Source organism: Enterobacter cloacae complex sp. IR5384 (assembly GCF_049237265.1).
GTDB classification, from domain to species: Bacteria; Pseudomonadota; Gammaproteobacteria; order Enterobacterales; family Enterobacteriaceae; genus Enterobacter; species Enterobacter cloacae.
This window is the reverse complement of record NZ_JBMKHJ010000011.1, coordinates 25,898-40,593: the sequence shown is the minus strand read 5'-3', so window position 1 is coordinate 40,593 and position 14,696 is coordinate 25,898. Positions and strand designations below refer to the sequence as shown.

The following is a 14,696-nucleotide window of genomic DNA, read 5'->3' as shown; positions in this document are numbered from 1 at the left end:
ACAGGCACAACGGAGAGAGAAATTATGTTTGAACCTATGGAACTGACCAACGACGCGGTGATTAAAGTCATCGGCGTCGGTGGCGGCGGCGGTAACGCCGTAGAGCATATGGTGCGCGAGCGCATTGAAGGTGTTGAATTCTTTGCGGTTAACACCGATGCACAGGCACTGCGTAAGACGGCAGTCGGCCAGACTATCCAGATCGGTGGTGGCATCACCAAAGGTCTGGGCGCAGGAGCTAACCCGGAAGTAGGTCGCAATGCGGCTGAAGAAGATCGTGAAGCGCTGCGTGCTGCACTGGAAGGTGCGGACATGGTCTTCATCGCAGCAGGAATGGGTGGCGGTACAGGTACCGGCGCAGCACCTGTTGTGGCTGAAGTGGCTAAAGATTTAGGTATCCTGACCGTTGCTGTCGTGACCAAGCCTTTCAATTTTGAAGGCAAGAAACGTATGGCCTTCGCGGAGCAGGGTATCACCGAGCTGTCCAAGCATGTGGACTCGCTGATCACCATCCCGAACGACAAACTGCTGAAAGTGCTGGGTCGCGGTATCTCTCTGCTGGATGCCTTTGGCGCAGCAAACGACGTGCTGAAAGGCGCGGTTCAGGGTATCGCTGAATTGATTACCCGTCCTGGCCTGATGAACGTTGACTTTGCTGACGTTCGCACCGTGATGTCCGAAATGGGCTACGCGATGATGGGCTCCGGCGTGGCGAGCGGTGAAGACCGTGCGGAAGAAGCGGCTGAAATGGCTATCTCTTCTCCGCTGCTGGAAGATATCGATCTGTCGGGTGCGCGTGGCGTGCTGGTCAACATCACCGCTGGCTTTGACCTGCGTCTGGATGAGTTCGAAACCGTGGGTAACACCATCCGTGCGTTCGCCTCTGACAACGCGACCGTGGTAATCGGTACCTCCCTTGACCCGGAAATGAACGACGAGCTGCGTGTAACGGTTGTTGCTACCGGTATCGGTATGGACAAGCGCCCTGAAATCACTCTGGTGACGAACAAGCAGACTCAGCAACCGGTAATGGATCGTTACCAGCAGCACGGTATGTCTCCTCTGACTCAGGAGCAAAAACCGGCCGCGAAAGTGGTTAATGACCCAACGCCGCAAACGGCGAAAGAGCCAGATTATCTGGATATCCCGGCGTTCCTGCGTAAGCAAGCTGACTAAGAATTGGCTGGAATTTGGGGATTTCCGCTCTTTGTGCTAAACTGGCCCACCGTTAGTGATATACACTCTCGGTTGGATAGTTAATTTGGCGAGATTATACGATGATCAAACAAAGGACACTTAAACGTATCGTTCAGGCGACGGGTGTCGGTTTACATACCGGCAAGAAAGTCACCCTGACGTTACGCCCTGCGCCGGCCAATACCGGGGTCATCTATCGTCGCACCGACTTGAATCCACCGGTAGATTTTCCGGCCGATGCCAAATCTGTGCGTGATACTATGCTCTGTACTTGTCTGGTGAACGAGCATGACGTGCGGATTTCTACCGTAGAGCACCTGAACGCCGCCCTGGCGGGTCTGGGTATCGACAACATTATTGTTGAAGTCGATGCGCCAGAAATCCCGATCATGGATGGTAGTGCTGCTCCGTTCGTTTATCTGTTGCTGGATGCCGGCATCGAAGAACTGAACTGCGCGAAGAAATTTGTTCGCATCAAAGAGACCGTTCGCGTCGAAGATGGCGACAAGTGGGCTGAATTCAAACCGTACAATGGTTTCTCGTTGGACTTCACCATCGATTTTAACCATCCGGCGATTGATGCCAGTACCCAGCGCTATGCGATGAACTTCTCTGCTGATGCGTTTATGCGCCAGATCAGCCGTGCTCGTACTTTCGGCTTCATGCGTGATATCGAATATCTGCAGTCCCGCGGCCTGTGCCTGGGCGGCAGCTTCGATTGTGCCATCGTTGTTGACGATTATCGCGTACTGAACGAAGACGGTCTGCGTTTCGAAGATGAATTCGTTCGCCACAAAATGCTTGATGCAATCGGCGACCTGTTCATGTGTGGTCACAACATTATTGGTGCATTTACCGCGTTCAAATCCGGTCATGCGCTGAATAACAAACTCTTGCAGGCCGTCCTGGCAAAACAGGAAGCCTGGGAGTATGTGACCTTCGAAGACGAAGCTGAACTGCCGCTGGCCTTCAAAGCCCCTGGCCTGGTTCTGGCGTAACGGTTCAAGCCGTTCCGTAAAAAAATCGACTGGTTAACCTGGTACTCTCTCCGACCAGGGAAACCAGTCGTTTTTATTTTTACCTTTCTTCATTTTGCCCCAGCTTCCCCTTTCGCTTAGCAGGCGTAGAAAATCTGTGCGTTAGCTGCATTCTTGACCGTTTTTCCCCGCTGCAGTACGTCATTCCTGCTGCTGTGTATTGGCTTTAGTGGTAATATCTGGGCGCTTAAAAGAATAACTGAACTCAGCCTGTGTAAGACGGGCTTATGTGGTGGAGCAAGTGAGCGGAATTCTGACGCGCTGGCGACAATTTGGCAGACGTTACTTCTGGCCGCATCTCTTATTAGGGATGGTCGCGGCGAGTTTCGGCTTGCCTGCGCTCAGCAACAGCGCCGAAGCTGCCACACCGGCAAAGACGTCAACCACTAAACACGATCTCACCGCGCGCGTTAACTTCACCAATCTTGCGTGGCTTGAAGCCAGCCGCCGTCCTAACTTTTCGGTAGATTACTGGCAGCAGCACGCCATCCGCACGGTTATCCGCCATCTGTCATTTGCAATGGCGCCGCAGGCCATACCGGTTGCTGAAGAGACGCTGCCGGTTCAGGCGCAACACCTTGCGCTGCTGGATACGCTCAACGCGCTGTTGACGCAGGACAGCCAGCCAGCTGTTAGCGTTCCGCAGACAGCGCAATCCATCGTTGTTTCACCCGCCACATTCTCTGTCTCGACGTGGATAAGCCAGGTTCATGGCATCCGCGCCGGGCCTCAGCGCCTCAGTTAAATTAACCGTTTTCAATACCTTAATTTATCTGCCCGTTATGGGGCGTTTGAGAATTTATTATGCTAATCAAATTATTAACCAAAGTTTTTGGTAGTCGTAACGATCGTACCCTGCGCCGTATGCGCAAAGCTGTCGCTGTCATCAACGGTATGGAACCGGCGATGGAGAAGCTGTCTGATGACGAGCTGAAAGCGAAAACCGCAGAATTCCGCGCACGCCTGGAAAAAGGCGAAACCTTAGAAAGCCTGATCCCGGAAGCCTTCGCGGTTGTGCGTGAAGCGAGTAAACGTGTATTCGGCATGCGTCACTTCGACGTGCAGCTGCTGGGCGGTATGGTGCTTAACGAGCGCTGCATCGCGGAAATGCGTACCGGTGAAGGTAAAACCCTGACCGCGACGCTGCCTGCCTATCTGAACGCACTGACCGGTAAAGGCGTGCACGTCGTGACCGTCAACGACTATCTGGCACAGCGTGACGCCGAAAATAACCGTCCATTGTTCGAATTCCTGGGGATGACCGTCGGCATCAACATGTCCGGTCTCCCTGCGCCAGCCAAGCGCGAAGCGTATAACGCCGATATCACCTACGGTACCAACAACGAATACGGCTTCGACTACCTGCGTGACAACATGGCGTTCAGCCCTGAAGAACGTGTGCAGCGTAAATTGCACTATGCGCTGGTGGATGAGGTGGACTCCATTCTGATCGATGAAGCTCGTACCCCGCTGATCATCTCCGGCCCGGCCGAAGACAGCTCTGATATGTACCGTAAAGTCGACAAAATCATTCCACACCTGCTGCGTCAGGAGAAAGAAGACTCCGATACCTTCCAGGGTGAAGGCCACTTCTCCGTTGATGAAAAAGCGCGCCAGGTGAACCTGACTGAACGTGGTCTGGTTAAAATTGAAGAGCTGTTAGTGGCCGAAGGCATCATGGAAGAGGGCGAGTCTCTTTACTCCCCGAGCAACATCATGCTGATGCACCACGTGACTGCCGCACTGCGCGCCCATGCGCTGTTCACTCGCGACGTCGACTACATCGTCAAAGACGGCGAAGTTATCATCGTTGATGAGCACACCGGCCGTACCATGCAGGGTCGTCGCTGGTCTGACGGTCTGCACCAGGCCGTTGAAGCCAAAGAAGGCGTGGATATTCAAAACGAAAACCAGACGCTGGCGTCTATTACCTTCCAGAACTACTTCCGTCTGTACGAGAAGCTTGCAGGGATGACCGGTACAGCAGATACCGAAGCGTTTGAATTCAGCTCCATCTACAAACTGGATACCGTTGTCGTTCCAACCAACCGTCCAATGATCCGTAAGGACATGCCGGACCTGGTCTACATGACCGAAGCGGAAAAAATTCAGGCAATCATCGAAGATATTCGCGAACGTACTGCTAAAGGCCAGCCGGTTCTGGTGGGGACCATCTCCATCGAGAAATCCGAAGTGGTGTCTAATGAGCTGACCAAAGCGGGTATCAAGCACAACGTACTGAACGCCAAATTCCACGCCAAAGAAGCAGATATCGTTGCGCAGGCGGGTTATCCGGCGGCCGTGACCATCGCCACCAACATGGCGGGTCGTGGTACCGATATTATGCTGGGCGGTAGCTGGCAGGCCGAAGTGGCTGAGCTGGAAAACCCAACGCCGGAACAGATTGCGCAGATCAAAGCCGACTGGCAGGTGCGTCATGACGCGGTTCTGGCATCTGGTGGTCTGCATATCATTGGTACCGAGCGTCACGAATCACGTCGTATCGATAACCAGCTGCGTGGTCGTGCAGGTCGTCAGGGTGATGCCGGTTCTTCCCGCTTCTACCTGTCGATGGAAGATGCGCTGATGCGTATCTTCGCCTCTGACCGTGTTTCCGGCATGATGCGTAAGCTGGGGATGAAACCAGGTGAAGCCATTGAGCACCCATGGGTGACCAAAGCGATTGCCAACGCGCAGCGTAAAGTGGAAAGCCGCAACTTCGATATTCGTAAGCAGCTGCTGGAATATGACGACGTCGCCAACGATCAGCGTCGTGCTATCTATACCCAGCGTAACGAACTGCTGGACGTATCCGACGTGAGCGAAACCATCAACAGCATTCGTGAAGATGTGTTCAAAGCGACTATCGATGCGCACATTCCGCCTCAGTCTCTGGAAGAGATGTGGGATATCGAAGGCCTTCAGGAGCGCCTGAAAAACGACTTCGACCTCGACCTGCCAATCAAAGAGTGGCTGGATAAAGAGCCTGAGCTGCACGAAGAGACCCTGCGCGAGCGTATCTACGAAACCGCGCTGGAGGTATACAAGCGTAAGGAAGAGGTTGTTGGCGCTGAGATGATGCGTCACTTCGAAAAAGGGGTGATGCTGCAGACGCTGGACTCACTGTGGAAAGAGCACCTGGCGGCGATGGACTACCTGCGTCAGGGGATCCACCTGCGTGGCTATGCGCAGAAAGATCCTAAGCAGGAGTACAAGCGCGAATCCTTCTCGATGTTTGCCTCCATGCTGGAGTCGCTGAAATATGAAGTTATCAGCACCCTGAGCAAAGTGCAGGTGCGTATGCCGGAAGAAGTGGAAGCGATGGAGCAACAGCGTCGTGAGGAAGCCGAGCGTCTGGCACAGATGCAGCAGCTCAGCCACCAGACTGACGATAGCGAAGCCGCTGCGGCGATCGCCGCGCAAACTGGCGATCGCAAAGTGGGGCGTAACGATCCGTGCCCATGTGGTTCCGGTAAAAAATATAAGGCGTGCCACGGCCGTCTGAGCTAAGTTCATAAAAAACGAAAAGGCGCAGAAATCTGCGCCTTTTTTATGGAAGTGACAATATGAAAATACTGCAAATTGCTGTCGGGATTATTCGCAACCCGCAAAACCAAATCTTCATTACGCAACGTGCCGCTGATGCCCACATGGCAAACAAGTGGGAGTTTCCCGGCGGGAAAATCGAGTCCGGTGAGACGCCGGAGCAGGCGCTGGTGCGTGAGCTTCAGGAAGAGGTCGGCATTACTCCGATTGGCGCAACGCTGTTTGATAAGCTGGAATACCAGTTTCCGGATCGTCACATCACGCTGTGGTTCTGGCTTGTGGAAAGCTGGGAGGGGGAACCCTGGGGGAAAGAGGGGCAACCGGGTGGCTGGGTTTCGCTTCACGCGAGTGATGCCGAAAAATTTCCTCCGGCAAATGCACCCGTCATATCCCGGCTAACGGGCAACCTGTAGGCCTGCTAAGCGAAGCGCCAGCAGGCTTTGAACTCTACTGCTGGTTCTCGCTCCAGTCATCGCTGTCTGAGAGGTCGCCTTCACTTGGAATGCGTTTCTCTTCCGCCGCCCATTCGCCCAGGTCAATTAACTGACAGCGCTTACAGCAGAATGGGCGAAACGGACTCACCTCTCCCCAGACAACAGTTTTGCCACAGGTTGGGCAGTTTACGGTGGTTACATCAGACATAGGCACTCCTTAACAACAGGCCAGTTCAAAATCGAGGCGTTCCGGCACGGTGCCATTTTCACTATCCAGCGGCATAAAGCGAATCGCAAAACGACTCTTATGCCCGGAGATTTGCGGGTAAAGCTGTTCACCTAAAGAGAGGTTAAGACGCAGCAGATCCGCATCATCACCGTTGTCCTGGTAGAAACCGTTCAGGCTGGTTTGCTTGCGGAATGGCGCCGAGTTACGGATGAGATCGAGGATCAGGGATAACGTCTGATGCATCGGCTCCAGGCTGTCCAGCCAGCTTTTCACCTGTGCATCACGCTGGACCTGCGGCATATGCAACCACATATGCAGTGTCGGCAGGTCAAAGCTGCAGCAGCCGCCCGGGATACTCAGGCGCTGGCGCACCAGCCCGATTAAGCGGTCTTCACGCAAAAACTGCCCAACGCGGGGAGCGGCCATCAGCGTACTGCTGCTGTTTTTAAGCTGTTGACGGAGTGAATCAATGCGGCTCTGGTCAACGCCCGGTACTTCGGCCCAGGCCTGTAATTTACGCTGCTGGCGCTCCAGCTCTTTCAGTAGCTCGGTGCGAACGTCGCCTCGTTCAATTACATCCAGAAGATCGCCCACATTGCGGAAGAAGTGCAGCGCCGTCGCATGATCGTTGATGGGCAAATGTTGTGAGAGTTGTTGAATCAGAAATTCGATACGCAGCCAGGTACGCATTTTTTCGTTGAGCGGATGCTCAAAAAGGATGTGGGTCGACATTATGGTTTTTCCTGTGCAACGGCCTGCGCGGCATACGTCAGATACTGCGCGTGCAGGCGGGCAACATCCGATGCAATGGCATCTGGTGCGCCGTTATTATCAATAACATCATCCGCAACGGCAAGGCGCTGAGCGCGCGTGGCCTGAGCGGCAAGAATTTGTTCAGCCTGTTCGCGCGAGACATGGTCGCGCGCCACGGTGCGCTGGATTTGCGTTTCGGGTGAGACATCAATGACCAGTACCCGGTCCGCTTTATTGTGCAGTTGATTCTCTACCAGCAGCGGAACCACCCACAGAACATACGGCGAGCGGGCTGCGGCAATCTGACGCTGGGTTTCCTGGTGGATAATGGGGTGGAGCAGAGCATTAAGCCAGGCCTTTTCTGAAGAATCAGAAAAAATGCACTCACGAAGCTTGCGGCGATTTAGCGTGCCATCCGCGTTGATAATTGCCTGACCAAAATGTGCCTTAATGGCGTTTAGTGCGGGTGTATCTGGCTCTACCACCTGACGGGCAATGATATCGGCATCGATTATGGTGATACCCAGACGAGAAAATGCGTCCGCAACGGTACTTTTCCCGCTGCCGATGCCGCCGGTTAATGCGACGATATACCCCATTAAATCAAATCCTGGGAATTATTCATTATTAAAATCAGTTGGTTAAAATTCAAACGTGCGCCAGCCACTGTTTGGCTCTCTTTACCGGCTTTTTACCAGGTAAATTTATAGGATTGTAGCGTAAAAAAAGAGAATTTCGCAGTCTTGCGGAGCAGGTATTAGTGCGTATGATAACGTCACTGGAGTTGTGCTTTTAACATATTTGCCTCTAACCCCAGGAATCCGCACATGCGTATCGAAGAAGATCTGAAGTTAGGTTTCAAAGACGTTCTTATCCGCCCTAAACGCTCTACACTGAAAAGTCGCTCAGACGTTGAACTCGAACGTCAATTCACCTTTAAACATTCCGGTCAGACCTGGTCTGGCGTGCCGATCATCGCAGCCAATATGGATACGGTGGGAACCTTCGAGATGGCAACCGCGCTGGCGAAATTCGATATCCTTACCGCTGTGCATAAGCACTACAGCCCGGAAGAGTGGAATGCCTTTATCGCCTCTGCATCGGACGATGTGGTGAAGCATGTCATGGTTTCCACCGGTACCTCCGATGCCGATTTCGAGAAGACCAAACAGATTCTTAACGCTAACCCGGCGCTCAATTTTGTCTGTATTGATGTGGCAAATGGTTACTCCGAGCACTTCGTGCAGTTTGTCAGCAAGGCGCGTGAGGCCTGGCCCACCAAAACCATTATCGCGGGCAACGTGGTAACCGGTGAAATGTGTGAAGAGCTGATCCTTTCAGGTGCAGACATCGTAAAAGTGGGCATTGGCCCGGGTTCCGTGTGTACCACGCGTGTGAAGACCGGTGTGGGTTACCCGCAACTTTCTGCGGTGATTGAGTGTGCTGATGCCGCGCACGGTCTGGGCGGCCAGATCATCAGCGACGGCGGTTGCACCATGCCGGGTGATGTCGCGAAAGCCTTTGGCGGCGGCGCGGATTTCGTGATGCTCGGCGGCATGCTGGCGGGTCATGAAGAGAGCGGCGGTACCGTGGTTGAAGAGAACGGCGAGAAGTTCATGCTGTTCTACGGCATGAGCTCAGAATCAGCAATGACCCGTCACGTAGGTGGCGTGGCAAAATACCGTGCTGCGGAAGGCAAAACCGTGAAGCTGCCCCTGCGTGGCCCGGTCGAAAACACGGCTCGTGACATTCTGGGCGGCCTGCGTTCCGCATGTACCTACGTTGGGGCATCCCGTCTGAAAGAGCTGACAAAACGTACGACGTTTATCCGCGTTCAGGAGCAGGAAAACCGCGTTTTCAATAGCCTGTAATGTTTTCGCTGGCGTATGTCCGTACGCCAGCGTTATCCCGCGCTCATTGCATCCCCGAGATGGAAAATGGGCAGATACATCGCCACCACCAGCGTACCGATAATCACCCCTGTCACAATCAGCAGCACTGGCTCCAGAAGCGCGGCCAGATTATCTGCCAGTTGAAAGGTTTGCTCCGTATGATGGCGGGCAAGGTTTTCCAGCATAATGTCGAGTGACCCAGAGACTTCCCCGGTGCGTATGAGTTGAATGCACAGCGGGGTAAAGACGGCCGCTTTCTGAAATGAAGACCAGACGGTAAAGCCTTGTTCAATGTCCCCACGAACGCTGCGCAATATGCCTTGCCAGTACCGGCTATCAACAGTTTCTTCTGCGCTCTGTAATCCCTGTAAAAAGGGGATGCCCGCCTGCTGGGTGAGTGACAGTACGGTAAAGATCTGCCCCAGTTTTTGCCCTCTTGCCAGCCTTCCCGTCACGGGAATATGCATCAGGATACGTTGCCAGCGCGGATCCCGTCGCAGCGCCCAGGCGATGGCCACGGGAATAAGCAACAGCACGAACAGGGCGATGGCGTATGTCTGGATAAACGCCGACAGGCCCATGACCATCTGTGTCAGCAGCGGCAGGGGAGTATTAAACGTTTTGTAGATGGCCGCGAACTCCGGCAAGACCAGAGTGACCATGGCCAGAACGACAAGAATGGCCAGCGCCAGGATGATCGTCGGATAGCGCAACGCCTTCTTCACTTTAGCCGTGAGTTGCTGCTGGGATTGTTGCTGCTGAGCGAGCTGGTGGCAGCACGTTTCCAGCTTCCCCGTTAGCTCCCCTGTTTTTACCATCGAGACATACAGCGGGCTAAATACCGCAGGCCATCGCTTCAGCGCCTCGGAAAAGGCGCATCCCTCGCTCAGATCATCATTCATGTTTTCCAGCAGCGCCTGCCAGTGTTTGACAGGATGCTGCTCGGCCAGCATTTGCAGACTTTGCGATAACGTCAGGCCAGCCTGCAACAGCGTGGCAAGCTGGCGAAACATCTCATAGCAATGCTGGGGTCGCCAGCGGTGCGTCAGCGAGCATCGGGTGAGCGAAAGTGGATGTAACTCTTTACGCATCAGCCTGACGAAGGCCGTTTCGCGATCTGCCGCCCACAGCACCCCACACAGAGATTCGCCTTCACTGGATAGCGCCCGCCAGCGCCAGAGATGATTAATACTCATTGGGCATTCCCAGCACGCGCAGCAACTCTTCGAGCGTGGTCAGACCTTGCTCTACGGCCAGACAACCCTGCTCAAATAACGATGTCATTCCCGCCTGACGGGCGCTGGCTTCGATGACCTCTATCGAGGCACCACTGGCGATGGCCTGCCGGAGCGTGGTGTCGATGGCGAGGACTTCAAAAATGGCGACGCGGCCATAAAAGCCGTGATAGCAGCGATCGCAGCCGCCAGGTTGCCAGCGAGGAAGCGGCCGGGGCCATACGGTGCGCGGTAATTCTGCGCGGCTGTTGGCTTCCTGCCGACAGTGAGGACACAGACGACGCACCAGTCGCTGGGCAATCACCAGCGAAAGCGCAGAGGAGATCATCCAGCGTGCAACCCCCATCTGCTGCAGGCGAATGACGGTTTCCGTCGTGGAGTTGGTGTGAAGCGTCGACAGCACCAGATGCCCGGTCTGTGCGGCGTTAATGGCAATCTCTGCCGTTTCACTATCGCGGATTTCGCCTACCATAATGATGTCCGGATCCTGGCGCAGGAGCGCCCGCAGAACGCTCTGAAAGGTTAAGCCCGCACGGGGATTAATCTGCGTTTGGTTCAGCCCCGCAAGCGGGATCTCGATCGGATCTTCCACGCTGCAGATGTTAACGTCAGGGGTATTACGCGCCTGCAATGCGCTATAGAGCGTGACCGTTTTTCCGCTGCCAGTGGGGCCCGTGACCAAAATCAGCCCCTGCGGTTGATGGAGGATCTCGTTAAAGCGGGCCAGCTGTTTCGCACTCATTCCCAGTTTTTCGGGTTCCAGCGCCTGATGAACCTGATGCAGCAGGCGCAGCACAATTTTCTCTCCGCCGCTGCAGGGAAGCGTGGCGATGCGAAAAGAGACCGGCTCGCTTGCCAGTTCAATCGTAAATTGACCATCCTGCGGTAAACGGCGCTCCGCAATATCCAGTTGGCCCAGCACTTTTAAGCGAGCGGTGAGGGTATTTGCCACCGCTGCAGAAAGCGGTGGCAGCGGACAAAGCACACCGTCAATACGCAAGCGGACCTGACAGATATCCCCCATCGGTTCGATATGAATGTCAGATGCGCGCTGGTTGATCGCCTGCTGCAGGGTGTGGTTGAGAATATCCACCGTGTTATGCGGCGTTAAAACAACCGGGAGGTGTGATTGCGCGGTTAACTGCCGGTGTTTTTCCATGCGCTCCGCTGTCCAGCATTCAATATCAATACGTTTTTGCGTGGCGAAACGCAGCGCTTCCATCATTTCAGCGGCGGGATTGCCCACGACGGCGATGCTAATCATGTCGGCGTCGCTGGTCAGCAGCAAAGCATGGTGGCGCTGGCACAGGGTGACGAGTTGATCTGAATTCATTGTCCGCTCCTGTCAGTTACTGTCGAAACGGAAAACATCTTCGCAGGCCTCTTTGAGCGCACCGTCGTTGCTGATATTGCAGCTACGTTTCCAGCCCGTCATACCGTTGCCACTGCTCCATTGCGGCGTCACCACCACCTCAAGTCCGTTAAGGCTCTCCTGCCCGGTTAACGACACGACGCCCTGCGTCACGCTCATTCCCGAGACATAGCGTGTTGTCGTTGGAGAAGGGATACCGTTACTGCCGCCGTCGCAGCTCGTCACGCCGCCATGTTCCAGGGCACAAAGTTCAATCGCCGTGCGATAGGGCACGAACGTTTGCAGCATGTCGGTCAGGGCCGCTTTTCGCAGGTAGTTCTGGTAGGCGGGAATACCAATGGCGCTCAGGATGGCAATAATGCCGATTACCACCATCAGCTCAATGAGCGTGAAGCCTTGTTGTCTGTTCATATCTGCTCCTCAGGGTTAAGTGGCGCTACTCTGACAGCGGGGAAAAAAGCAGACGAGGGGCAAAAAATGGAACGTGAAGCGGCGTTCAGGGAATTTGTACTTACTTGCAGAGAAGAACAGAGAGATTGCGAGGAGGGCTGAAATTTCCCCTCTCCAGGCAGAGAGGGGAGACGACGTTATTTGAAGCGCATGGAGAGATCGAGGGCGCGAACGTGCTTGGTCAGCGCCCCGACAGAAATGTAGTCCACGCCGGTTTCGGCGAATTCACGGATCGTTTCGAAGGTGACGTTCCCTGAAACTTCGAGCTGTGCCTGGCCGTTGGTGAGCTTCACCGCCTCGCGCATCTGTGCTGTTTCAAAGTTATCGAGCATGATGATATCGGCACCGGCCTTGATGGCCTGCTCCAGCTCTTCGAGGTTTTCAACTTCCACTTCAACCGGCACATCCGGGTGCAGCCAGAAGGCTTTCTCCACCGCCTGACGCACGGAGCCAGAGGCAATAATGTGGTTCTCTTTAATCAGGAAGGCGTCGGACAACCCCAGACGGTGGTTGGCTCCCCCGCCACAAAGCACCGCGTACTTTAATGCCGTGCGCAGACCTGGCAGCGTTTTACGGGTGTCCAGCAGTTGCGTATGGGTACCGGCCAGCAGGTCAACGTAACGACGCACTTCACTTGCCACCCCTGAAAGGGTCTGCACAAAGTTAAGCGCGGTACGTTCACCGGTCAGCAGCACGCGGGACGGGCCTTCAAGCTCAAACAGCGGCTGGTTTGCGGTAATGGCGTCACCGTCTTCGACATGCCAGGTGATTTGCACCTCATCGCCAGCCAGTTGAGTAAAGACCTCTTCAACCCAGCGCTTGCCGCAAAACACGCCATCTTCGCGGGTGATGATCACGGCGTGTGAGCGTGTCTCTTTCGGCAATAATTGTGCGGTAATATCGTTGTCCGCGCTGACGTCACCGCCCAGATCTTCTTTCAAAGCATGGGCAACGCTTGCCGGAATATCCATATTAATACGTTCCAGAAGCGCTTCACGTCGGTGGTCGGGGTTGTAGCGGCGAGGCGGCATGATAAAACTCCAAATTGGTAACGAATCATAATATTGAAACATGCTACTCTGAACCGAGTAACAGCACCATACATAAGGAGTTCCAGCATGTTGTTAGAAGACGGATGGCTGGTGGATGCGCGGCGTGTACCCTCACCGCACCACGATGGCCGCCCGGAGGATGAAAAGCCCACACTGCTGGTGGTTCATAACATTAGTCTCCCGCCAGGTGAGTTTGGCGGTCCGTGGATCGATGCGTTATTCACGGGAACGATAGATCCCGATGCCCATCCTTTCTTTGCTGAGATTGCGCATCTGCGCGTATCGGCGCACTGCCTGATCCGTCGCGATGGCGAAGTGGTTCAGTATGTTCCTTTTGATAAGCGCGCCTGGCATGCGGGTGTCTCGATGTATAAGGGGCGCGAGCGTTGCAATGACTTCTCTATTGGGATTGAGCTGGAAGGCACGGACACCACCCCTTATACCGATGCACAGTACCAGCGGTTGGTGGATATCACCCAAACGCTCATCAGGCTTTACCCTGCGATTGCAGAGAACATTACGGGACACTGTGATATCGCCCCGGCGCGAAAAACCGATCCTGGCCCTGCATTTGACTGGCCCCGGTTTCGCGCCATGCTTACCGCGTCGTCAGAATAAGGAGATAACATGACGTTGTTTACCATGCTGCTGGTTATCATCGCTGAACGCTTGTTCAAACTCGGTGAGCACTGGCATCTGGATCACCGGCTGGAGGTGCTTTTCCGCCGGATTAACCATTTTTCCATGCTGCGTACGCTGCTGATGACCGCGGGCGTGATGGTGATTACGTTCTTGCTGCTGCGCTCGTTATACGGCCTCTTTTTCAACGTGCCGCTACTGGTGGTGTGGATCCTGCTCGGCGTGCTGTGTATTGGCGCAGGCAAGGTGCGTATGCACTATCACGCTTATCTGAAAGCCGCTTCCCGTGATGATGCGCATGCACGTAGCGCCATGGCCAGCGAGCTGACGATGATCCACGGCGTGCCGCCGGATTGCGATGAACGCGAGTTCCTGCGTGAACTGCAGAATGCGCTGCTGTGGATTAACTTCCGCTACTACCTGGCGCCGCTGTTCTGGTTTGTGGTGGGGGGCCCGTGGGGGCCGGTACTGCTGATGGGATATGCGTTCCTGCGCGCCTGGCAGACCTGGCTTGCCCGCTATCTCACCCCGCATGAACGTTTGCTCTCCGGCATTGATGCGATCCTGCACGTGCTCGACTGGCTTCCGGTTCGTCTGGTGGGTGTGGTCTACGCGCTTATTGGCCACGGCGAAAAAGCGCTCCCGGCGTGGTTCGCCTCGCTTGGCGACCGTCATACCTCGCAGTACCAGGTGCTGACACGCCTGGCGCAGTTCTCTCTGGCGCGTGAGCCACATACCGACAAGATAGAAACGCCGAAAGCGGCGGTCTCGATGGCGAAGAAAACGTCGTTTGTGGTGGTCGTTATCGTAGCGTTGCTGACCATTTACGGCACGCTGGTCTGAACCCGCGTGCCGTAGCG

At 54.9% G+C, this 14,696-nt stretch carries 15 protein-coding genes; 8 read left to right on the top strand and 7 right to left on the bottom strand.

The genetic code is table 11. From position 1 onward, the window contains the following. The first annotated feature begins 24 nt into the window (after positions 1 to 24). The 5 genes from ftsZ (at position 25) to mutT (ending at position 6,193) form a co-directional block, all read left to right on the top strand. Positions 25 to 1,176 (top strand): cell division protein FtsZ, encoded by a 1,152-nt coding sequence (gene ftsZ, locus ACOTX3_RS11415; RefSeq protein WP_008501978.1) that lies wholly within the window; start codon positions 25 to 27, stop codon positions 1,174 to 1,176. 101 nt (positions 1,177 to 1,277) lie between these two features. After that, entirely contained in the window at positions 1,278 to 2,195 is a 918-nt protein-coding gene (gene lpxC, locus ACOTX3_RS11410) for a UDP-3-O-acyl-N-acetylglucosamine deacetylase (protein ID WP_013095578.1), read from the top strand. 280 nt (positions 2,196 to 2,475) lie between these two features. Continuing rightward, on the top strand, positions 2,476 to 2,979 hold the full coding sequence (gene secM, locus ACOTX3_RS11405; RefSeq protein WP_013095579.1) for a secA translation cis-regulator SecM: 504 nt from the start codon (positions 2,476 to 2,478) through the stop codon (positions 2,977 to 2,979). A 59-nt stretch (positions 2,980 to 3,038) separates the two neighbouring features. Then, on the top strand, positions 3,039 to 5,744 hold the full coding sequence (secA, locus tag ACOTX3_RS11400; protein WP_013095581.1) for a preprotein translocase subunit SecA: 2,706 nt from the start codon (positions 3,039 to 3,041) through the stop codon (positions 5,742 to 5,744). A 56-nt stretch (positions 5,745 to 5,800) separates the two neighbouring features. Next, on the top strand, positions 5,801 to 6,193 hold the full coding sequence (gene mutT / locus ACOTX3_RS11395) for an 8-oxo-dGTP diphosphatase MutT (RefSeq protein WP_013095582.1): 393 nt from the start codon (positions 5,801 to 5,803) through the stop codon (positions 6,191 to 6,193). Positions 6,194 to 6,227: 34 nt separating this feature from the next. Here the strand turns inward: mutT and yacG are convergent, their stop codons facing one another. From yacG to coaE, 3 genes are read right to left on the bottom strand one after another with little or no spacing between them, the layout of a single operon-like run. Beyond that, positions 6,228 to 6,422, bottom strand: a complete 195-nt coding sequence (gene yacG, locus ACOTX3_RS11390) for a DNA gyrase inhibitor YacG (protein ID WP_003856332.1) — start codon at positions 6,420 to 6,422, stop codon at positions 6,228 to 6,230. Between the two features lie 9 nt (positions 6,423 to 6,431). Further along, positions 6,432 to 7,175, bottom strand: a complete 744-nt coding sequence (gene zapD, locus ACOTX3_RS11385) for a cell division protein ZapD (protein ID WP_013095583.1) — start codon at positions 7,173 to 7,175, stop codon at positions 6,432 to 6,434. Next, positions 7,175 to 7,795, bottom strand: coding sequence for a dephospho-CoA kinase (coaE, locus tag ACOTX3_RS11380; protein ID WP_014830656.1), 621 nt, complete (start codon positions 7,793 to 7,795; stop codon positions 7,175 to 7,177). Before coaE ends, zapD begins: the two co-directional genes overlap by 1 nt. A gap of 228 nt (positions 7,796 to 8,023) precedes the next feature. On the opposite strand from coaE, the gene ACOTX3_RS11375 reads away from it, so the two are divergent. Beyond that, positions 8,024 to 9,067: a GMP reductase gene (locus ACOTX3_RS11375; protein ID WP_020688503.1), complete on the top strand. Its 1,044-nt coding sequence runs from the start codon at positions 8,024 to 8,026 to the stop codon at positions 9,065 to 9,067. A gap of 32 nt (positions 9,068 to 9,099) precedes the next feature. Here ACOTX3_RS11375 and hofC read toward each other — a convergent pair whose 3' ends face one another. The 4 genes from hofC to nadC form a co-directional block, all read right to left on the bottom strand. Then, entirely contained in the window at positions 9,100 to 10,284 is a 1,185-nt protein-coding gene (gene hofC / locus ACOTX3_RS11370; RefSeq protein WP_038981214.1) for a protein transport protein HofC, read from the bottom strand. Next, complete coding sequence (gene gspE, locus ACOTX3_RS11365) at positions 10,274 to 11,656, bottom strand: type II secretion system protein GspE (protein ID WP_038981216.1); 1,383 nt, start codon at positions 11,654 to 11,656, stop codon at positions 10,274 to 10,276. The genes hofC and gspE overlap by 11 nt, the downstream gene beginning before the upstream one ends. Before the next feature lie 12 nt (positions 11,657 to 11,668). After that, the gene (gene ppdD / locus ACOTX3_RS11360; protein ID WP_023620000.1) at positions 11,669 to 12,106 is read right to left on the bottom strand and encodes a prepilin peptidase-dependent pilin; all 438 of its coding nucleotides are present in this window, start codon (positions 12,104 to 12,106) and stop codon (positions 11,669 to 11,671) included. 176 nt (positions 12,107 to 12,282) lie between these two features. Further along, positions 12,283 to 13,176, bottom strand: a complete 894-nt coding sequence (gene nadC / locus ACOTX3_RS11355) for a carboxylating nicotinate-nucleotide diphosphorylase (RefSeq protein WP_013095589.1) — start codon at positions 13,174 to 13,176, stop codon at positions 12,283 to 12,285. Between the two features lie 87 nt (positions 13,177 to 13,263). Between nadC and ampD the strand changes: the two genes are divergently transcribed. Together ampD and ampE are read left to right on the top strand one after the other, a co-directional pair. Further along, entirely contained in the window at positions 13,264 to 13,815 is a 552-nt protein-coding gene (gene ampD / locus ACOTX3_RS11350) for a 1,6-anhydro-N-acetylmuramyl-L-alanine amidase AmpD (protein ID WP_058651097.1), read from the top strand. A gap of 9 nt (positions 13,816 to 13,824) precedes the next feature. Next, entirely contained in the window at positions 13,825 to 14,679 is an 855-nt protein-coding gene (gene ampE / locus ACOTX3_RS11345) for a beta-lactamase regulator AmpE (protein WP_020688508.1), read from the top strand. Positions 14,680 to 14,696 lie beyond the last annotated feature (17 nt).

Excerpts from the sequence above, each read along its gene's own strand:
- ftsZ (WP_008501978.1), top strand. The coding sequence starts at position 25 with ATGTTTGAACCTATGGAACTGACCAACGACGCGGTGATTAAAGTCATC.
- lpxC (WP_013095578.1), top strand. The coding sequence starts at position 1,278 with ATGATCAAACAAAGGACACTTAAACGTATCGTTCAGGCGACGGGTGTC.
- secA (WP_013095581.1), top strand. The coding sequence starts at position 3,039 with ATGCTAATCAAATTATTAACCAAAGTTTTTGGTAGTCGTAACGATCGT.
- mutT (WP_013095582.1), top strand. The coding sequence starts at position 5,801 with ATGAAAATACTGCAAATTGCTGTCGGGATTATTCGCAACCCGCAAAAC.
- yacG (WP_003856332.1), bottom strand. The coding sequence starts at position 6,422 with ATGTCTGATGTAACCACCGTAAACTGCCCAACCTGTGGCAAAACTGTT.
- zapD (WP_013095583.1), bottom strand. The coding sequence starts at position 7,175 with ATGTCGACCCACATCCTTTTTGAGCATCCGCTCAACGAAAAAATGCGT.
- coaE (WP_014830656.1), bottom strand. The coding sequence starts at position 7,795 with ATGGGGTATATCGTCGCATTAACCGGCGGCATCGGCAGCGGGAAAAGT.
- ACOTX3_RS11375 (WP_020688503.1), top strand. The coding sequence starts at position 8,024 with ATGCGTATCGAAGAAGATCTGAAGTTAGGTTTCAAAGACGTTCTTATC.
- hofC (WP_038981214.1), bottom strand. The coding sequence starts at position 10,284 with ATGAGTATTAATCATCTCTGGCGCTGGCGGGCGCTATCCAGTGAAGGC.
- gspE (WP_038981216.1), bottom strand. The coding sequence starts at position 11,656 with ATGAATTCAGATCAACTCGTCACCCTGTGCCAGCGCCACCATGCTTTG.
- ppdD (WP_023620000.1), bottom strand. The coding sequence starts at position 12,106 with ATGAACAGACAACAAGGCTTCACGCTCATTGAGCTGATGGTGGTAATC.
- nadC (WP_013095589.1), bottom strand. The coding sequence starts at position 13,176 with ATGCCGCCTCGCCGCTACAACCCCGACCACCGACGTGAAGCGCTTCTG.
- ampD (WP_058651097.1), top strand. The coding sequence starts at position 13,264 with ATGTTGTTAGAAGACGGATGGCTGGTGGATGCGCGGCGTGTACCCTCA.
- ampE (WP_020688508.1), top strand. The coding sequence starts at position 13,825 with ATGACGTTGTTTACCATGCTGCTGGTTATCATCGCTGAACGCTTGTTC.